Below are 17570 nucleotides of genomic sequence, written 5' to 3' on the forward strand. Positions count from 1 at the left end.
GTGCCTGTGGGGCGTGCGGGGGTGTCAGTCGTTGGCGACGACCGGGTAGCGCGGCTCGTTCTCGGCCATCTGCCGCAGCGCGTCCTTGCGCTCCCGCTTGGAGAGGCGGTCGATGTAGAGGTAGCCGTACAGATGGTCCGTCTCGTGCTGGAGGCAGCGGGCGAAGTAGCCGGTGCCGCGCACCCGGATCGGGTTGCCCTTCTCGTCCTGGCCGGTCACCTCGGCGTAGTCGGGGCGGGCGAGCGGGGCGTACGCGGTCGGCACGGACAGGCAGCCCTCGTTGCTGTCGTCCAGGCGGCGCCGGTCCGCGGGCAGCTCCACGAGCTTGGGGTTGCAGACGACACCGACATGCCGCACGCCCTCGTCGTCGGGGCAGTCGTAGACGAAGACCTTCAGGTCGACGCCGATCTGGTTGGCGGCCAGGCCGACGCCCTCGGCGGTCCGCTGCGAGGCGAACATGTCGTCGACCAGCTTCTGCAGCTCGTCGTCGAACTCGGTGACGTCCTTGCACTCCTTGTGCAGGACCGGGTTGCCGACGACCGTGATGGGCCGGGAGGTGCCGCGCTCGCGGTACGCCTGCTCGCGCTCCTCGCAGTCCTCCGAGTCGATGACGAAGCCCTCGTCGTCGACGGGGAGCACGCCCGCGTGCTGCTGTTCGGTGTCCTGCTGGGCCATGACAGACGTAAGCCTTTCCTGCACAAACCGGGGATCGGACGGACGGTGATGCTGATACAGGGTACGGCGAATGCTCAGCAGACCTCTTCGAGATCACGCCAGTCACGGCTGTCCGGGCTGTCCGCGACCCAGCCGTCGAGCAGCCCCCGGACCAGCGCGGCCGGCGCGGCGACCCCGCACTCGCGCTCCGGCACCCACAGCTGCCCGTCGGTGCGGTGCCCGAGCGGACCGGGGTGGCCCGGCTCACTGTGGTCGTGCGGGTCCAGATGCTCCCCGTCGCCCTCGTCGGACGGCATCCGCGACTCGGAGCACATCCGGCACAGCAGTCGGACGGACGACGACCAGTCCTCCGCGGCGAACCCGGCGTCGGCGGCGAGCTGCTCCAGGGCGTCCCGGTCGGCCTCGGTGGCCGCCTCGAGGAGCACCACCCAGGTCGGCACCGGAGAGGGCGCCCACAGCTCGATCTCGTCGAAGACCGGGAAGGAGTGACCGGACGACGTGGTGCGCTCCCCGTGGGGGACGCCGTCGTGCAGCACGACCTCGCCCCAGCGGCGCCCGGACGACGGCAGCGGGATCGACAGCACCTCGATCCGGGCGGGGTCCAGCCGCCGCCCCCACACGACCTCGGCCTCACCTTCCGGGGAGAGCCGTACGGCCGCGCTGCCCAGGTCCATCCCGGCCGGCTCACCGGACTCGGTGGCCCCGCCGGGCACCCGCAGGCCGTACGCCTGCCAGGCGCGCCGGGCCAGCGGCCAGTCCTGGAGGGCGGTGGCGGCGATGCCGACGTTCCACCAGTCGGGGGCGCCGGTCTCCCGGTCGAGCAGGGCGACGGCCCGCAGGCCTGCGGCGCGGGCCTGCTCCCAGTCGTGCCGGAACTTGTGCAGCAGGGCGAGGTTGAACCAGGACTCGGACAGCCACGGCTCCAGATCGGCGGCCCGCGTCAGCAGCGCGCCGGCGTCCTCGTACCGGCCGTCGCCGATGAGAGTGAACGCCCGGTCGGTGGCCTGCCGCCAGGAGGCGGAGGGCCGGTGCCGTCCCTTGCCGAAGATCCTCACGATTCCCGCCTGCCAGTTCCGTGGAGTGGGCTGGCTAGTGCTGCCCCCGGACACCCTTTCCTTCGCATCCAACCACGTACGGCTGGAAGGGCGCTCATTACCCATGGGTTACCCAGCCACGGGCATGCTCAGACCGTCCCTGGACAGGACCCGCGCCAGCGATCCGACGACCTCGGGGGCGTACTCCCCCGCCGTCCCCAGGCGCAGCTCCTCCAGGGCTTTCAGTGCACCGCCGGGCCCGGCGTCGCGGGCCTTCTCCTCGTAGGCGTTCACCGCGCGCACGATCCGGGCGGCGACCGGCTGCTCGGCGCAGGGGTCCGCCAGGCGCTCCACGACCAGGGCCACCTGGGGGCTCACCCCGGTCTGCCGGACGACGGCCCCGCCGAGCAGCGCGATCCGCCGCTGCTCCTCGGCGGGCAGCCGGGCCGTGGCCCCGGCCGGCACCGGGTCGACGAGGCTGAGCTGTCCGATGTCGTGCATGAGCGCCGCGTACTCCAGGATCGTGAGCTCCGCCTCGGACAGCCCGAGGTCCCGGCCGACCTCCCGGCTGAGGGCGGCCACCCGGCGGGCGTGCCCGGCCGGGGTGTAGCCGGCGATCTCGGTGGCCCGGGCGAGGGAGGCGATGGTCTGCCGGTAGGTGGTCCGCACGGCGGCGTATCTGCGGAACGACATCTGGGTGAGCAGCAGCGGCACGGAGAAGACCGGCAGCGCCCACAGCCCGACCACGGCGACCGCGAGCGCCATGACCGCGCCCGTCGCGCAGACCGCCGAGCCGATGCCGAGGGTGGCCCGCAGTTCGTCCCGGAGCAGCGGGCCGAACGGCCAGCCGGTGCGGGAGTGCGCGAGGGCCGCGGCGAGCAGGGCGTCGCACAGGAAGGTGAGGGTGAGGACCGCCGCGAGGAGCAGGGCGTAGGAGGTGCCCCGGCCGTGGAAGGCGCCCTGGTTGTAGAGGGGGTGCAGACAGACGGCGGCGAAGCCGGTGGTGAGCACGCGCCGCGCGAGGTGGTCCCGCACGGGCCGGCCCTGTGCGATGTGCGGCACGCTGCCGAGCAGCGAGGCGGCGAGCACGACGCCGACCACCTGGGTCACCCCGTGGTGGGTGGCCTCCCCGCCGGCCTCCCCGAGCAGCGCGTACGACAGGGCGGCCGCGGCGCCGAGGGGGGCGGTCTCCCGGCCCTCGGCGCCGGGCCTGCGGGTCAGTTCGCCCAGGACGACGAGGGCGCCGAAGGCGAGCGCGGTGCCGCGTTCGTCGAGGCCGTCGCGCAGGCAGTCGAGCAGGGAGAGGCCGGCGAGGAGGGCGGCGCCGGTGTGGACGCACCCGAGCAGGAGCGGGGGCCGCGGGGCGGTCATCGGTGGGCCCCGGGGGCGCTGGAGACGGGCGGGCGGGGCGGGGGCGCGCCGGTCTCGTCGGCGGTCACGGCGGGGTGCCAGCCGAAGCGGCGGACGGCCCGGACGAGCGCGGTGACCATCCGGGGGTCGAACTGCGAGCCGGCGCACCGCTCCAGCTCGCGCAGCGCGACGGGGACGGGCCGGGCCCGGGAGTAGGACCGCGTGGACGTCATCGCGTCGAAGGCGTCCGCCACGGCCACCACCCGGGCGGGCTCCGGGATCTGGCTTCCCCTCAGCCCGTAGGGGTAGCCGCTGCCGTCGAGGCGTTCGTGGTGGTGCAGGACGGCGGCCCGGGCCTCGCCGAGGAAGGAGATGCCGCGGACCATCTCGTGCCCGTACTCGGGGTGCAGCTCGATGATCCGGCGTTCCTCGGGGGTGAGCGGGCCGTCCTTGCGGAGCAGCCGGGTGGGCACCCCGAGTTTGCCGACGTCGTGCAGGATGCCGGCGAAGCGCAGCACCTCCACCCGCTCGTCCTCCAGGCCCAGTTCGCGCGCGATCATCATGGAGGCGTGCCCGACGCGCTCGCTGTGGCCCCGCGTGTAGCCGTCCTTGATGTCGACGGCCTGGACGAGGGCGCGGATGGTGGCCTGGTGGGCCGCGTGCTCCCGGTGGTACTGGGCGAACACCCACCACGACACGCACATGGGGAGCAGCACGAGCAGCGCCGCGACCGGGCCGTACGGGCTCTGCCACAGGACGGCCATCATGAGCCCGGCGAGTCCGTGCACGGCGATGGGCGCGAGGGAGCGCGGGAAGAGGCCGCGCCAGGCGCGGCGGGCGGGGACGCGCTCGGCGAGCGCGAGGATGCCGCCGTCGAGCAGGGTGAGGACCAGGCAGAAGGCGACGACGGCGGCCCCGGCGGCGGCGAGCGCGCCGGGGAACTCGGCGGCGGTCACGGCGCCCGGCTCGCCCAGTGCCGCATGGACCTCGGCGGCCGCGCGCACGGCGAGCACGAGCTGGGAGGCCCGCCACAGGCGGCGCATTCCGCGCGGCCGGCGCCCGACGGGCCCGAGCAGCGCGCCCGGCACCGCGACGAGGGCGGCGGCGGGCGGCGGCAGCAGGAACGCCCCGGCCAGCAGCACGGGGTAGAAGGTGCCCGGCAGACGTCCGCGGGCGGCGACGCGTCCCCCGCCCGCGTACAGCGCGGCGAGGAGGGCCACCGCCCACCAGGGCGGACTTGCGAAGGGCACGGGCAGCAGGCAGAGCGCCGCCGCGAGGGCGGCACAGGCGACGTACACGCGCGCCCGTGCCGGCAAGGTCTCCATGCCCGGCCCCTCCCCCAACCGTCACCTGCTCAGCTCACGCGGAGCCTAGGTGGGCCGGGGGGCGGGTGCGGGCGTGTCGCCCGCCATTCGCACGTTCGGGTGACGCGGCGGTCAGGTCTCCTGCGGCGCGGCGGCGACGTCGTGCTCGGGCACGGACTGACCTGAGCGGATCAGGTCGAGCCGGCCCAGCACCTTCGCGCGCAGGTCCGTGGGGACGTCGTCGTGGCCGCAGCAGCGCTTGACGAGCTTCTTCACCGCTTCTTCGAGCCCGTACTTCTCCAGGCACGGCGAGCACTCCTGGAAGTGCTGCTTGAACTTGTCGCGGTCGACGTCCGGCATCTCGCTGTCGAGGAACTCGTAGAGGTGGTCGAGTACCTCGGAGCAGTCCGTCTCGTGCGGCTCTCCGCAGCTCATGAGCCCGAGCCTTTCGCTTCGTCCGACTCTCCGGCGCCGGCCGGGACCAGCCCGCGCTCGCGGGCGTAGTCCTCGAGCATGCCGCGCAGTTGACGGCGGCCCCGGTGCAGCCGGGACATCACCGTACCGATGGGTGTCCCCATGATGTCCGCGATCTCCTTGTACGCAAAGCCCTCTACGTCGGCCAGATACACGGCGATGCGGAATTCCTCGGGGATCGCCTGCAGTGCTTCCTTCACGTCCGAGTCCGGCAGGTGGTCGAGCGCCTGCGACTCCGCGGAGCGCAGACCCGTCGACATGTGCGACTCGGCGCGCGCCAGCTGCCAGTCCTCGATCTCCTCGGCCGCGGAGCGCTGGGGTTCGCGCTGCTTCTTGCGGTACGAGTTGATGAAGGTGTTGGTGAGGATCCGGTACAGCCAGGCCTTCAGGTTGGTGCCCTCGCGGAACTGGTGGAAGGACGCGTACGCCTTGGCGTAGGTCTCCTGCACCAGGTCCTCGGCATCGGCCGGGTTGCGCGTCATGCGCAGGGCGGCCGAGTACATCTGGTCGAGGAATTCCAGCGCGTCCCGTTCGAAGCGCGCGGTGCGCTCCGCGGTCGTCTCCGGGGACGTGCCCACGCCCGTGCCCAGGCCCTCGGGCTGCTCCGCCTGGCCGTTGTCGGTCCCTGCGTCGGTACCGGGAACCGGACCCACCTCCTCAAGATTGCGGGCAGGGCCGAATCCGGCCGTGCCTGAATCGGAGGATAGACGACCTGCCGTGCCTGCCGCCCCTCGAATGGGAGCGGTCTTGGCCGCGTGCAGCACCGTCCAGTCCAGGTCGGCACGGCTGCTGCGACTCGGGCAGAAGGTCGAACCCATGCGGTGGACTTCCTCTCCTACGACGTCGGTGCCGGTGCTCAGCACCGCATGTCCGCCACAACAGAGGCCGGGCCCGCATCATTCCCGAACCTTTACCCCAGTGACCCGGCCCACCCCGCCACGGCGTCCGTGACGAGGGCCACGGCCCCGTCCTGCCCGAGGGGCGCCCGCTTGGGCACGGCGAGGCCGTGATCGGCGTGGGGCACCTCGACCAGTTCGTACGGGCCGTCGGGGAACTCCTCCGGCCTGCCGAAGGGGTCGTTGCCGCCCTGGACGACGAGGGTGGGCACCCCGGCGCCGAGCAGTTCGTCCGCCCGGGACTTCTCAGGCCTGCCCGGCGGGTGCAGGGGGAAGCTGAGCGCCAGCACGGCGTGCGCCCCGAGTTCACGAGCCGTGCGGCAGGCGACGCGGGCGCCCGCGCTGCGTCCGCCCGCGATCACGGGCAGCCCCGGCGCGGCGAGCGCCGGCCACAGCCCCCGCCAGCCGGTGTCCAGGGTCTTCGGCGCGGGCGCCACCTTCCTGCCGGCCACCCGCCAGGGCTGCTCGACGAGGGCGACGCTCACGCCGTGCTCCGGGAGGGTCCGGGCGAGCGCCACGAGGTCGCGGGCCCCGATGCCGCCGCCGGCGCCGTGGCTCACGGCCAGCACGAGCCGGGGCCGGGGCGAGGGGTGCCAGGTGACGCGGGCGTCCCCCGCGTCCGTGGCGATGGTCTCGATGATCTCGGTCGTCACGTCAGAAGAGTGTGCCCTCTTCGGCGCCGTCGAGCTCCTTCAGCAGCTCCGGGCCGTTGTTGCGGACGTTGCTGACGAGGGTGGAGACGGGGTAGGCGCGCATCAGCCCGGACGGCGGCGGCGCGAGCAGGGACCGCAGCTCCTCCGGGTCCTGGCGGGCGGGGTCCAGCCAGGCGTCCCAGCGGTCGGGGGTCAGCATCAGCGGCATCCGGGGGTGGATGTCGGCCAGGGAGCGCGGGCCCTCCTCGGGCGCGACCGCCAGCGGGGCCGTCTCCGCCTCCGTCGTGATCACCGAGCAGGTCACCCACCAGGCCCGCGGGTGGTCGTCCGGCAGGGTCCGGTCCCGCCAGAACTCGTACAGTCCGGCCATCGCGAACACCGAGCCGTCGGCGGGGAGCACGAAGTAGGGCTGCTTGCGCGGCCGTTTGCGCTTCCCCTCCTGCTCCAGGTCCAGCTCCTGGCGGCCGGTGACCCACTCGTAGTAGCCGTCGGCGGGGACGATGCAGCGCCGGGAGGTGAAGGCCCGCCGGTACGACGGCTTCTCGTGGACGGTCTCCGCGCGTGCGTTGATCATCTTGAAGGCGGTCTCGGGCGTCTTGGACCAGCTCGGGACCAGTCCCCACTTCAGCGTGCGCAGCTGACGAACCGGGCGCGGGTCGGCCGCGTCTTTCAGGGGACGGTCGAGGACGACGTGGACCTCCTTCGTCGGGGCCACGTTGTAGTCCGGCTCCAGGGTCTCCTCGGGCTCCCACTTCTCGATTCCGAAGATCGCCGCGAGATCCTCGGGCCCACGACTGGCCGCATACCGTCCGCACATACGTGCCACACTGCCAGATTCCATCCACCCCGAGGGAGCCGATGCCTCACATGGACCGCACCGCATCCGCCTCGCTCGCCTCCCTGTGGGGCGAGGTCTCCGGTACCCAGACCGACCCGGACCTGTGGGTGGTGATCGCCACCCTGGTGGCGGCGCTCGCCGTCGTCGTCCCGCCCGGTCTGTGGCGGCTGTCGCGCAACGCCATCACCATCGCCCACGAGGGCGGGCACGGACTGGTCGCCCTGCTGACCGGCCGGACGCTGACCGGGATACGGCTGCACTCCGACACCAGCGGCCTGACCGTCAGCCGCGGCAAGCCGTACGGCATCGGGATGATCCTCACGGCGGCCGCGGGCTACACGGCCCCGCCGCTGCTGGGGCTCGGCGGGGCCGCGCTGCTGTCCGCCGGGCGGATCACGCTGCTGCTGTGGCTGGCGACGCTGCTGCTGCTGGCGATGCTGGTGATGATCCGCAACGCGTACGGGGCGCTCACGGTGTTCCTCACGGGCGGCACCTTCGTGGTCGTCTCGTGGCTCACGGGACCGCAGGTGCAGGCGGCGTTCGCGTACGCGGTGGTGTGGTTCCTCCTCGTGGGCGGTGTCCGGCCGGCCTTCGAGCTGCAGGCGAAGCGGTCGCACGGTGGGGCGGGCGACTCGGACGCGGACCAGCTGTCGCGGCTCACCCATGTACCGGCGGGGCTGTGGCTGTTCCTGTTCCACGCGGTGTCGCTGTGCGCGCTCCTCGGCGGGGGCCGGTGGCTGCTGGACCTGTGACGCGCTGTGTCACGGGGCGCGGCCCACGGCGCGGCACCGGCGGGACCGCCTGCTTATAAAGTGGGGCCATGGCCCCGAACGACGCATCCACCGCCCTCTGGCCCGCCCCGCACGCGAGCGGAGCCGTCGACGCGACGGTCCACGTGCCGGGGTCCAAGTCGGTCACCAACCGCGCCCTCGTCCTCGCCGCCCTGGCCAGCGAGCCGGGCTGGCTGCGTCGTCCGCTGCGCTCCCGCGACACGCTGCTGATGGCCGGCGCGCTGCGCACGATGGGCGTCGGCATCGAGGAGGGCGTGGGTCCGGAGGGCACCGGCGAGGCGTGGCGGGTGCTGCCGGCGGGCCTGCGCGGCCCGGCCACGGTCGACGTGGGCAACGCCGGCACGGTGATGCGCTTCCTGCCCCCGGTGGCCGCGCTGGCCGACGGCCCGGTCCGCTTCGACGGAGACCCGCGGTCGTACGAGCGTCCGCTGCACGGGGTGATCGACGCGCTGCGCGTCCTCGGTGCCCGGATCGACGACGACGGCCGGGGCGCGCTGCCGCTGACGGTGCACGGCGGGGGCGCGCTGGAGGGCGGCCTGGTGGAGATCGACGCCTCGTCGTCGTCCCAGTTCGTGTCGGCGCTACTGCTGTCGGGTCCGCGGTTCAACCAGGGCGTCGAGGTCCGGCACACCGGCTCCACACTGCCGTCGATGCCGCACATCCGGATGACCGTCGACATGCTGCGCGCGGTCGGCGCCCAGGTGGACACCCCGGAGTCGGGCGGCGAGCCGAACGTCTGGCGGGTCACGCCGGGCGCGCTGCTCGGCCGTGATCTGACGGTCGAGCCGGACCTGTCCAACGCCCAGCCGTTCCTCGCGGCGGCGCTGGTGACCGGCGGCAAGATCCTGATCCCGGACTGGCCGGCCCGCACCACGCAGCCCGGCGACCGGCTGCGCGAGATCTTCACCGAGATGGGCGGCTCCTGCGAACTCACCGAGTACGGGCTGGTGTTCACCGGTTCGGGTGCGATCCACGGTATCGACGTGGACCTCGGCGAGGTCGGTGAGCTGACCCCGGGCATCGCGGCGGTCGCGGCCCTCGCGGACTCCCCCTCCACCCTGCGCGGGGTGGCGCATCTGCGGCTGCACGAGACGGACCGGCTGGCCGCGCTCACCAAGGAGATCAACGAACTCGGCGGTGACGTCACCGAGACCGCCGACGGCCTGCACATCCGCCCGCGCCCGCTGCACAGCGGCGTCTTCCACACCTACGAGGACCACCGCATGGCGACGGCCGGCGCGATCATCGGCCTCGCGGTCGAGGGCGTACGCATCGAGAACGTGGCGACGACGGCGAAGACCCTGCCGGACTTCCCCGCTCTGTGGACCGGGATGCTCGGGGCGTAGGGCTCGGGGACACAGCGATGCGCCGCTACGGCAAGCACACCGACGAGGACGACATCCGCACGCGCCCCGGCCGTCGGAACACCAGACCCCGGACCAACATCCGGCCCAAGCACGAGGACGCCGCCGAGGGCATGGTCCTCACCGTCGACCGGGGCCGGCTGACCTGTCTCGTGGAGGACCGGGTCGTCCTGGCGATGAAGGCACGCGAACTGGGCCGCAAGGCCGCGGTGGTCGGTGACCGGGTGGCCCTCGTCGGTGATCTCTCCGGCAAGAAGGACACCCTCGCGCGGATCGTGCGCATCGAGGACCGCACCTCGGTGCTGCGCCGCACCGCCGACGACGACGATCCGTTCGAGCGGGTCGTGGTGGCCAACGCCGACCAGCTCGCGATCGTCACCGCCCTCGCCGACCCCGAGCCGCGGCCCCGGCTGATCGACCGCTGCCTGGTGGCGGCGTTCGACGGCGGTCTGGAGCCGCTGCTGGTGCTGACGAAGTCCGACCTGGCATCGCCGGACGAACTGCTGGAGCTGTACGGCGCGTTGGACATCCCGTATGTCGTCACCAACCGTGAGGAGCTGGCCGACGGGGCCGCCGCGGACCGGGTGCGCGAGCATCTGGACGGCAGGGTCACGGCGTTCGTGGGCCACTCCGGCGTCGGCAAGACGACACTGGTGAACGCGCTGGTGCCGGAGGACCGCCGGCGGTCGACCGGGCACGTCAACGCGGTGACCGGGCGCGGCCGGCACACCACGACGTCGGCGCTCGCGCTGCCGCTGGGCGGCGCGGACGGCTGGGTGGTGGACACCCCGGGCGTCCGGTCGTTCGGCCTCGCCCACATCGACCCGTCCCGGGTGATCCACGCGTTCCCCGACCTGGAGCCGGGCACCGAGGGCTGTCCGCGCGCGTGCAGTCACGACGAGCCCGACTGCGCGCTGGACGCGTGGGTGGCGGAGGGGCACGCCGATCCCGCGCGGCTCTACTCGCTGCGGCGGCTGCTGGCCACGCGGGAGCGCACGGAGGGCGACTGACCTCCGCGTTGTTTGTCCCCCCACGAGTGCGGTAAGGGCATAATCGCACCGAGCGAGCTCCAAGCCTGGCCAAAGGCTGACGATTCTGACGAAGCGGTCACCGAAACACGGCGTACGGGAGGACAGCACATGGCGTGGCTGCTGGTCATCGTGGCGGGGCTGCTCGAAACCGGCTTCGCCGTCTGTCTCAAACTGTCGCACGGCTTCTCGCGGCTGTGGCCGACCGTCGCCTTCTGCATCTTCGCGCTGGGCAGTTTCGGCCTGCTGACGCTGTCCCTGCGGAAGCTGGACGTCGGTCCGGCGTACGCGGTGTGGACGGGCATCGGGGCGGCGGGCACCGCGATCTACGGGATGATCTTCCTCGGCGACATCGTCTCGACGCTGAAGATCGTGTCGATCTCCCTGGTCATCCTGGGCGTGGTCGGCCTCCAGCTGTCCGGATCGGCCCACTAGGGGGTGTCCGTCAACTGACGGTCCAGCGCCTCCCGTACGAGCTCGGTGACGCCGTCCTCGCCGGGCGGCGGGGCGGCGACACAGGACAGGGCGAGCCGCAGGGCGAGTTCGCAGCCGCGGGCGAGGCCGGCCCGGTCCGGCGGGGCGGTGCCGGACCCGGCGAGCACCGAGACGGCCCGCTCGCGCACCATGGCCACGAAGTCGCCCGGCCCGGGCAGCGGCCCGTCGGCCCTGCGCTGGGCGGGCACGGCCGAGGAGGACGGCACGGCGGACAGCGACGGCGACGGCAGGCGCTCGCTCCAGCAACCGGTGAGCAGGGCGCGGACCAGGGCGTTGTCGCGGGCGAGGCGGGCGGTCCACTCGGCGGTGGCGGTCAGCCGGCCGCGGACGTCGCCGGGGGCGGCGAGGGCGCGTTCGACGCCCGCGAGGTAGGTGTCGGCCTCCCGGCGGACCAGCGCGCGGGCGAGCCCCTCCTTGCTGCCGAACTCGTTGTAGAGCGTCTGCCGGGAGACCCCGGCCGTCGCGGCCACGTCGACCATCCGCACGGCGGACCACGGCCGGCGCGCCAGCGCCGAGTGGGCGGCGTCGAGCAGTGAATCCCGCGCTGCAGGCATCATCGCCTCCTGGGGCGAGCGGCTTAGCGCCCAGATTTGACGGGTGCGGGGGCACTGTCAAGGGTTCGCGACGGCGTACGGGGCGCCCTTCGGCCTGGTGTTCGGAACCCGGGACCGGGCCCCGGGTGGCGCGCGGGGCCGGGTCCGCGCGGGGGCGTGGTGGCCCCATACCGATCACGGCAGATACGGTTCGTTCCATGCCGGACTACCTCGACGATCTCCGCCTCGCCCACGTCCTCGCGGACGCCGCCGACGCCGCCACCATGGACCGCTTCAAGGCGCTCGACCTCAAGGTCGAGACCAAGCCGGACATGACGCCGGTGAGCGAGGCCGACCGGGCGGCCGAGGAGCTGATCCGGGGGCAGTTGCAGCGGGCCCGCCCGAGAGACGCGATCCACGGCGAGGAGTACGGCGTCGAGGGCACCGGCCCCCGCCGCTGGGTGATCGACCCGATCGACGGCACCAAGAACTACATCCGCGGGGTCCCGGTGTGGGCCACGCTCATCTCGCTGATGGAGGCGGGCGAGGGCGGCTTCCAGCCGGTCGTCGGTGTCGTGTCCGCGCCCGCGCTCGGCCGGCGCTGGTGGGCCGCCCAGGGGTACGGGGCGTTCAGCGGGCGCAGTCTGTCCGCCGCGACCCGGCTGCACGTCTCGCGCGTCTCGAAGCTGGCGGACGCGTCGTTCGCGTACTCCTCGCTCAGCGGCTGGGAGGAGCAGGGCCGCCTCGACGGCTTCCTCGACCTGACCCGCGAGGTGTGGCGCACGCGCGCGTACGGCGACTTCTGGCCGTACATGATGGTCGCCGAGGGTGCGGTGGACCTGTGCGCCGAACCCGAGCTGTCCCTCTGGGACATGGCCGCCACCGCCATCGTCGTGACGGAGGCGGGCGGCACCTTCACCGGCCTCGACGGCCGCCCCGGCCCGCACAGCGGCAACGCCGCGGCCTCGAACGGACTGCTGCACGACGAACTCCTGGGCTACCTCAACGGCCGCTACTGACGGCCCTCTTGTTGACCCCCTCTTTGCCTGTCACTCTGGGGATCCCCCCACTTGTGAACTTGTGCATCGCCGACTGGCGCGTCCGGTGCCGGGCAGGAGCGGCGGTGCGGGGGCACTTCAGGAGGTGGCTCCATCCATGCTCGTACGAGACGCCATGAGCACCGTGGTCCTCACCATCGGCCCCACCCACACCCTTCGCCAGGCAGCCGCGTTGATGTCCACCCGCCGGGTGGGCGCGGCCGTCGTCCATGATCCCGACGCGGGCGGCGTCGGGATCCTGACCGAACGCGACATCCTCAACTCCGTCGGTCTCGGGCAGAGTCCGGACACCGAGCGGGTCCAGGACCACACCACCGGCGACGTCGTCTTCGCCACGCCGTCCTGGACGCTGGAGGAGGCGGCCCGCGCCATGGCGCACGGCGGCTTCCGCCATCTGATCGTGCTGGAGGGAGACGAGCCCGTCGGCGTCGTCTCCGTCCGGGACGTCATCCGCTGCTGGGCCCCGGCCCGTCAGCGGGTTCCCGCCTGAGCACACAGGACGGGCCGGGCTCCCCGAGGGAACCCGGCCCGTCCGCCCGGCAGGCGGTCCAGTGCTGGTGATCAGCCGCGCAGTTCCCGCACGGCGACCTCCAGCCGCTTGCCGAAGTCCTCGTCGGCCTGCCGGAAGTTGCTGATCGCGCGCTCGGCGATGTCGTCGCGCGTCACACCCGAGATGGCGTTCGCCAGGTTCTTCACCAGGCGCTCCTTCTCGTCCTCCGACATCAGCCGGTAGAGGTTGCCCGCCTGCACGAAGTCGTTGTCCTCGGCGTGGACGGGCGTGACCGTCTCACCGGTGACCCCGGAGACGGCGACGGGCTGCCACAGCGGGCGGTCCGTCTGGAAGGGGCCGCCGAAGCTGTTCGGCTCGTAGTTCTTCGCGCCCTTGTGGCGGCCGTCGTACAGGTGGCCGTCACGGGAGTGGGTGCGCGCCTCGGTGGCGTGCGGGCGGTTCACCGGCAGGTGGTCGGCGTTGATGCCGACGCGGTAGCGGTGGGCGTCGCCGTACGCGAAGAGACGGCCCTGGAGCATCTTGTCCGGGGAGGGACCGATGCCCGGCACGAAGTGGGCGGGGCTGAAGATGGACTGCTCGACCTCGGCGAAGATGTTCTCCGGGTTGCGGTTGAGCTCCAGCTTGCCGAACTCGATCAGCGGGTAGTCCGCGTGCGGCCAGACCTTGGTCAGGTCGAACGGGTTGAAGCGGTAGGTCGCCGCCTCGGCCACCGGCATGATCTGGACGTACACGGTCCAGGACGGGTACTCGCCGCGCTCGATGGCCTCGCGCAGGTCCCGCTGGTGGGAGTCGGGGTCCTTGCCCGCGAGGATCTCGGCCTCCTCGGCGGTCAGGTTCTTGATTCCCTGGTCCGTCTTGAAGTGGTACTTGACCCAGAACGCCTCGCCGGCCTCGTTGTTCCACTGGTAGGTGTGCGAGCCGAAGCCGTCCATGTGGCGGTAGGACGCCGGGATGCCGCGGTCGCCGAACAGCCAGGTCACCTGGTGCGTGGACTCGGGCGACAGACCCCAGAAGTCGAAGACGTTGTCCGCCTCCTGCGAGCCGGTGTACGGGTCGCGCTTCTGGGTGTGGATGAAGTCGGGGAACTTGATCGCGTCCCGGATGAAGAACACCGGGGTGTTGTTGCCGACGAGGTCGTAGTTGCCCTCCTCGGTGTAGAACTTCACCGCGAAACCGCGCGGGTCGCGCACGGCGTCCGGGGCGCCGAGGTTGCCCGCGACCGTGGAGAAGCGCAGGAAGACCTCGGTCTCCTTGCCCACCTCGGAGAGGAACGCGGCCCGGGTGTACTTCGTGACGTCGGCGGTCACCGTGAAGGTGCCGTACGCGCCGGCGCCGCGGGCGTGCACCACGCGCTCCGGGATGCGCTCGCGGTTGAAGTGGGCCAGCTTCTCGAGCAGGAGCTGGTCCTGGACGAGGACCGGGCCGCCGATCCCCGCGGTCTCGCTGTTCTGGTTGTCGGCCACCGGAGCTCCGGCTTCCGTCGTGAGCGGTCCCTGGGTCACGTACGCCTCCTGCTTGGTTCTGGGTGAGTCGGGCCGTTCCTGTCCCTTGGCCAAACTCGTCACCGATCCTACAATGGACATTGTCTAAGTCAAGTGAGGCTCCAAAGTCACATCTGTTCAGAAGCTGGTCCTGGTGCTGTTAAGGTGTCTGCCATGAGTGACCTTCTGGAACGGCTGCGTGGACGCGGATGGCGCATGACCGCACAGCGGCGCGTCGTGGCCGAGGTCCTCGCCGGCGAGCACGTCCATCTGACGGCCGACGAGGTGCACGCCCGAGCCGTCGCCAAGCTGCCCGAGATCTCCCGCGCCACCGTCTACAACACGCTGGGTGAGCTGGTCTCGCTCGGCGAGGTGGTGGAGGTCTCCACCGACAAGCGCGCCAAGCGGTACGACCCGAACGCCCACCAGCCGCACCACCATCTGGTGTGCGCGCAGTGCGGCACGATCCGGGACGTCCACCCCACGGGGAACCCGATGGCCGATCTTCCCGACTCCGAGCGCTTCGGCTTCTCGGTCTCCGAGGTCGAGGTCACGTACCGGGGCGTCTGCCCGAACTGCTCCAAGGCCTGAGCCCGATCTTCTGAAGCCCCGGCGCCCTAGCGGTGCCGGGGCTTCGCGCTGCCCGGCGGCCGCGGGAGGTGCGACGGGAAACACCAAGGGCCGGAATCCTGAGGATTCCGGCCCTTGGCCTTGAGTAGCGGGGACAGGATTTGAACCTGCGACCTCTGGGTTATGAGCCCAGCGAGCTACCGAGCTGCTCCACCCCGCGTCGGTGAAATGAACACTACGTCAAGGACGCGGACCGAGGCAAATCACTTCAGGCACCTCAGGCCGACAGCTCCTCCCGCAGGGCGTCGCGCAGCCGCGCCGCCCGCTGGGCGACCTCTTCGGGGCCGAGGGTCACCGCGCGGTCGGCCCACCGCTGTCCCTCCGCCAGCTCGCCGCGACGCGCGTAGACCAGGGCGAGGCGCAGAGCCGACCGCCCGTGCCCGGCGTCGGCCGCACGGGTCCACCACACGGCGGCCTCGGGCTCGCTGCCCTCCCTGGCCAGCAGCAGGCCGAGGTTGAACGCGCCGTTGCGCGAGCCGGCCTCGGCGGCCCTGCGGTACCACTCGGCCGCCTCCACCACGTCGCCCCGCGCCGCGGCCAGCATGCCGACCCGGACCTGAGCGCGCCGGTGGCCCTGGGTCGCCGCGCGCTCGTACCACTCCTCGCACTCGGTCTTCTCGTGCACGATCTCCCCGAGCTCGTGCGCGGGCTCCGGCGGGCGCCGTGCGTCGAGCAGGGTCGCCAGCCGGTACGCCGCCTCGGCGCTGCCCGCCCCGGCCGCGCAGCGCAGATGCCGCTCGGCCGTGAACTCGTCGCCGTCCCGCAGACACGCGATGCCGACCTGGAGCGCCGCCTCCGAGTGCCCGGCGGCGGCCGCGCGCTCGTACCAGCGCAGCGCCGCCTCCTCCTCGCCGCGCCCGGCGTGCAGAATGCCCAGGTTGAACGCGGCGTCCACGCTGCCGGCCTCGGCGGCCTTGGAGAACCAGGGCTCGGCACCCGCGGCGTCCCCGCCCTGCAGCAGCAGGATGGCCAGCGCGTTCGCCGCCTCGCGGTGCCCGGCGTAGGCGGCTCTGCGGTACCACTGCTCGGCCTGCGCGGTGCGCTTCTGCTCGGCGCAGAGCAGCCCCAGGTTGTAGGCGCCGTTCACGTCACCGGCGTCCATGGCGGCCCGGTACCAGCGCTCGGCGGTCTGCGTCTCCCCCCGCTCGGCGTGCAGGGCGCCCAGCGCGTTGGCCGCGTTGCCGTCGCCGTCCTGGGCGGCGCGCAGCCACCACACGGCGGCGCTCTCGCTGTCCCCGGCGTCGCGCAGCAGGAAGCCCAGCGCGCAGGCGGCCCGCGGTTCGCCGTCCTTGGCGGAGGTCAGGTACCAGCGTCCGGCCTCCTTGAGCTCCCCCCGCCGTTCGAGGATGGCCCCGAGGTGCAGGGCGGCCCGGCGGTGTCCGCGCGCGGCGGCCTGCCGGTACCACTGCTCGGCCTCCTCCGGCGAGGCCGTGTCCCCGGTGACAGCGTCGTCGGGCCCGTCCCCGTCCGTACGGCCGGCCTGCCGGTCGAGCGCACGGGCCAGCCGGTACGCCGCCTCGCGGTGGCCGCGCTCGGCGGCCGCCCGCATCCAGCGCTCGGCGCCGGGGTCGCTGCGGTGCTCCAGCAGATCGGCGAGCGCGTAGGCGCCGAGCGCGTGCCCCTGCTCGGCGGACTGCCGCAGCCAGTACTCGGCGGCGGGCTCGTCACCGCGCTCGCGGTGGTGCCGGCCGAGGGCGTGCGCGGCGGCGGCCGACCCGGCGACCGCGGCGATCCGCCACCAGCCGGCGGCCTCCTCGGCGTAGCCGCGCTGATGCAGCAGTACGCCCAGGTTGTTGGCCGCGGCCCGGTCGCCCGCGGCGGTGGCCGCGCGCAGATGCGGCTCGGCGCCGTCGAGGTCGCCGCGGCGCAGCAGCATGGCCCCGAGGACGCTCATGGCCTCGACCTCGCCGCGCTGTGCGGCGAGCCGGTGACGCGCCTCCTCGGCGGCCTCCCCCGTCTCGTCGGAGTCCACGGGGCGGACGGGAACCGGGGTGTCGTCGGGCTGCACCAGGTCGCTCACCGGCTGCGAGGCGTCCTCCGTCGGCTGCACGGAATCGCCCACCGACCGTACAAAGTCGGCAGGCTGCACAAACCGCCCTGTCTCCAACAGAGTTGCCTTGTCCCCCATAACGTCCATCGTCGCACCACCTGCAACCTGGGTACACCTGGTATACCGCAGCCAGTGAGGTCACTACAGCGTTTTGTCGACATGCCCACAGAGAGACAAGTCAAACACAAGAGGCCCAACTCACCACGGCGGCGCGTCCATCCCGCTGCCCGGCACATGCGTTCGCACACCACAAAGGCCCGGATCCATGAGGATCCGGGCCTTCGGTGTCGGGCGAACGAATCGCCGACTTCAGTAGCGGGGACAGGATTTGAACCTGCGACCTCTGGGTTATGAGCCCAGCGAGCTACCGAGCTGCTCCACCCCGCGCCGTTGTGTTGCAACCGT

Annotated in this window: 18 protein-coding genes and 2 tRNA genes; 7 read left to right on the forward strand and 13 right to left on the reverse strand. The window is 72.7% G+C overall.

Annotation, left to right across the window (positions count from 1 at the left end; genetic code table 11):
• Nucleotides 1–24: 24 nt before the first annotated feature.
• The 8 genes from def to ACFV46_RS30105 all read right to left on the reverse strand — a co-directional run bounded on the left by def (nt 25) and on the right by ACFV46_RS30105 (nt 7203).
• Nucleotides 25–675 (reverse strand): peptide deformylase, encoded by a 651-nt coding sequence (gene def, locus ACFV46_RS30070; RefSeq protein WP_361925908.1) that lies wholly within the window; start codon nt 673–675, stop codon nt 25–27.
• A 74-nt stretch (nt 676–749) separates the two neighbouring features.
• Nucleotides 750–1730, reverse strand: a complete 981-nt coding sequence (locus ACFV46_RS30075; protein ID WP_361344814.1) for a hypothetical protein — start codon at nt 1728–1730, stop codon at nt 750–752.
• A 108-nt stretch (nt 1731–1838) separates the two neighbouring features.
• Complete coding sequence (locus ACFV46_RS30080; RefSeq protein ID WP_385500549.1) at nt 1839–3080, reverse strand: HD-GYP domain-containing protein; 1242 nt, start codon at nt 3078–3080, stop codon at nt 1839–1841.
• Nucleotides 3077–4384 (reverse strand): HD-GYP domain-containing protein, encoded by a 1308-nt coding sequence (locus ACFV46_RS30085; RefSeq protein ID WP_385500550.1) that lies wholly within the window; start codon nt 4382–4384, stop codon nt 3077–3079. Before ACFV46_RS30085 ends, ACFV46_RS30080 begins: the two co-directional genes overlap by 4 nt.
• A 111-nt stretch (nt 4385–4495) precedes the next feature.
• Entirely contained in the window at nt 4496–4798 is a 303-nt protein-coding gene (rsrA, locus tag ACFV46_RS30090; RefSeq protein ID WP_151785786.1) for a mycothiol system anti-sigma-R factor, read from the reverse strand.
• Nucleotides 4795–5490 carry a sigma-70 family RNA polymerase sigma factor gene (locus ACFV46_RS30095; RefSeq protein WP_192806204.1) on the reverse strand — a complete coding sequence of 232 codons (696 nt, stop codon included), beginning with the start codon at nt 5488–5490 and terminating at the stop codon, nt 4795–4797. The genes rsrA and ACFV46_RS30095 overlap by 4 nt, the downstream gene beginning before the upstream one ends.
• A gap of 257 nt (nt 5491–5747) precedes the next feature.
• Entirely contained in the window at nt 5748–6386 is a 639-nt protein-coding gene (locus tag ACFV46_RS30100; RefSeq protein ID WP_385500553.1) for an alpha/beta family hydrolase, read from the reverse strand.
• A gap of 1 nt (nt 6387) precedes the next feature.
• On the reverse strand, nt 6388–7203 hold the full coding sequence (locus tag ACFV46_RS30105) for an SOS response-associated peptidase (RefSeq protein WP_385500554.1): 816 nt from the start codon (nt 7201–7203) through the stop codon (nt 6388–6390).
• A 50-nt stretch (nt 7204–7253) separates the two neighbouring features.
• Between ACFV46_RS30105 and ACFV46_RS30110 the strand changes: the two genes are divergently transcribed.
• The 4 genes from ACFV46_RS30110 to ACFV46_RS30125 all read left to right on the forward strand — a co-directional run bounded on the left by ACFV46_RS30110 (nt 7254) and on the right by ACFV46_RS30125 (nt 10842).
• Nucleotides 7254–7976, forward strand: coding sequence for a M50 family metallopeptidase (locus ACFV46_RS30110; protein ID WP_361925898.1), 723 nt, complete (start codon nt 7254–7256; stop codon nt 7974–7976).
• Nucleotides 7977–8044: 68 nt separating this feature from the next.
• Nucleotides 8045–9361: a 3-phosphoshikimate 1-carboxyvinyltransferase gene (gene aroA / locus ACFV46_RS30115; RefSeq protein WP_385500555.1), complete on the forward strand. Its 1317-nt coding sequence runs from the start codon at nt 8045–8047 to the stop codon at nt 9359–9361.
• A gap of 17 nt (nt 9362–9378) precedes the next feature.
• Nucleotides 9379–10389: a ribosome small subunit-dependent GTPase A gene (rsgA, locus tag ACFV46_RS30120; RefSeq protein WP_361925894.1), complete on the forward strand. Its 1011-nt coding sequence runs from the start codon at nt 9379–9381 to the stop codon at nt 10387–10389.
• 129 nt (nt 10390–10518) lie between these two features.
• Entirely contained in the window at nt 10519–10842 is a 324-nt protein-coding gene (locus tag ACFV46_RS30125) for a multidrug efflux SMR transporter (RefSeq protein ID WP_151785779.1), read from the forward strand.
• Here ACFV46_RS30125 and ACFV46_RS30130 read toward each other — a convergent pair.
• On the reverse strand, nt 10839–11459 hold the full coding sequence (locus ACFV46_RS30130) for a TetR/AcrR family transcriptional regulator (RefSeq protein WP_376729087.1): 621 nt from the start codon (nt 11457–11459) through the stop codon (nt 10839–10841). The two genes, ACFV46_RS30125 and ACFV46_RS30130, sit on opposite strands and share 4 nt — an antisense overlap.
• Nucleotides 11460–11653: 194 nt before the next feature.
• Between ACFV46_RS30130 and hisN the strand changes: the two genes are divergently transcribed.
• A complete protein-coding gene (gene hisN, locus ACFV46_RS30135; protein WP_361925890.1) occupies nt 11654–12454 on the forward strand; it encodes a histidinol-phosphatase in 801 nt (266 codons plus the stop codon).
• Between the two features lie 136 nt (nt 12455–12590).
• Nucleotides 12591–12983: a CBS domain-containing protein gene (locus ACFV46_RS30140; protein WP_361925888.1), complete on the forward strand. Its 393-nt coding sequence runs from the start codon at nt 12591–12593 to the stop codon at nt 12981–12983.
• Between the two features lie 71 nt (nt 12984–13054).
• On the opposite strand, the gene ACFV46_RS30145 is transcribed toward ACFV46_RS30140, so the two are convergent.
• On the reverse strand, nt 13055–14506 hold the full coding sequence (locus ACFV46_RS30145) for a catalase (protein ID WP_385500556.1): 1452 nt from the start codon (nt 14504–14506) through the stop codon (nt 13055–13057).
• Between the two features lie 153 nt (nt 14507–14659).
• Between ACFV46_RS30145 and ACFV46_RS30150 the strand changes: the two genes are divergently transcribed.
• The gene (locus ACFV46_RS30150; protein ID WP_151785774.1) at nt 14660–15076 is read left to right on the forward strand and encodes a Fur family transcriptional regulator; all 417 of its coding nucleotides are present in this window, start codon (nt 14660–14662) and stop codon (nt 15074–15076) included.
• Nucleotides 15077–15201: 125 nt separating this feature from the next.
• Here the strand turns inward: ACFV46_RS30150 and ACFV46_RS30155 are convergent.
• From ACFV46_RS30155 to ACFV46_RS30165, 3 genes are all read right to left on the reverse strand, one after another.
• Nucleotides 15202–15275, reverse strand: a tRNA-Met gene (locus ACFV46_RS30155).
• Between the two features lie 57 nt (nt 15276–15332).
• Complete coding sequence (locus tag ACFV46_RS30160; RefSeq protein ID WP_361925884.1) at nt 15333–17252, reverse strand: tetratricopeptide repeat protein; 1920 nt, start codon at nt 17250–17252, stop codon at nt 15333–15335.
• A gap of 226 nt (nt 17253–17478) precedes the next feature.
• Nucleotides 17479–17552, reverse strand: a tRNA-Met gene (locus ACFV46_RS30165).
• Nucleotides 17553–17570 lie beyond the last annotated feature (18 nt).

It is taken from the genome of Streptomyces sp. NPDC059852, assembly GCF_042731455.1.
GTDB lineage: Bacteria > Actinomycetota > Actinomycetes > Streptomycetales > Streptomycetaceae > Streptomyces.

What these genes read in the sequence shown, in the direction of transcription:
- ACFV46_RS30105 (WP_385500554.1), bottom strand. Translation starts at nt 7,203, where the DNA reads ATGTGCGGACGGTATGCGGCCAGTCGTGGGCCCGAGGATCTCGCGGCG.
- aroA (WP_385500555.1), top strand. Translation starts at nt 8,045, where the DNA reads ATGGCCCCGAACGACGCATCCACCGCCCTCTGGCCCGCCCCGCACGCG.
- rsrA (WP_151785786.1), bottom strand. Translation starts at nt 4,798, where the DNA reads ATGAGCTGCGGAGAGCCGCACGAGACGGACTGCTCCGAGGTACTCGAC.
- def (WP_361925908.1), bottom strand. Translation starts at nt 675, where the DNA reads ATGGCCCAGCAGGACACCGAACAGCAGCACGCGGGCGTGCTCCCCGTC.
- hisN (WP_361925890.1), top strand. Translation starts at nt 11,654, where the DNA reads ATGCCGGACTACCTCGACGATCTCCGCCTCGCCCACGTCCTCGCGGAC.
- ACFV46_RS30085 (WP_385500550.1), bottom strand. Translation starts at nt 4,384, where the DNA reads ATGGAGACCTTGCCGGCACGGGCGCGCGTGTACGTCGCCTGTGCCGCC.
- ACFV46_RS30150 (WP_151785774.1), top strand. Translation starts at nt 14,660, where the DNA reads ATGAGTGACCTTCTGGAACGGCTGCGTGGACGCGGATGGCGCATGACC.
- ACFV46_RS30140 (WP_361925888.1), top strand. Translation starts at nt 12,591, where the DNA reads ATGCTCGTACGAGACGCCATGAGCACCGTGGTCCTCACCATCGGCCCC.
- rsgA (WP_361925894.1), top strand. Translation starts at nt 9,379, where the DNA reads ATGCGCCGCTACGGCAAGCACACCGACGAGGACGACATCCGCACGCGC.
- ACFV46_RS30125 (WP_151785779.1), top strand. Translation starts at nt 10,519, where the DNA reads ATGGCGTGGCTGCTGGTCATCGTGGCGGGGCTGCTCGAAACCGGCTTC.
- ACFV46_RS30130 (WP_376729087.1), bottom strand. Translation starts at nt 11,459, where the DNA reads ATGATGCCTGCAGCGCGGGATTCACTGCTCGACGCCGCCCACTCGGCG.
- ACFV46_RS30080 (WP_385500549.1), bottom strand. Translation starts at nt 3,080, where the DNA reads ATGACCGCCCCGCGGCCCCCGCTCCTGCTCGGGTGCGTCCACACCGGC.
- ACFV46_RS30160 (WP_361925884.1), bottom strand. Translation starts at nt 17,252, where the DNA reads ATGGACGTTATGGGGGACAAGGCAACTCTGTTGGAGACAGGGCGGTTT.
- ACFV46_RS30110 (WP_361925898.1), top strand. Translation starts at nt 7,254, where the DNA reads ATGGACCGCACCGCATCCGCCTCGCTCGCCTCCCTGTGGGGCGAGGTC.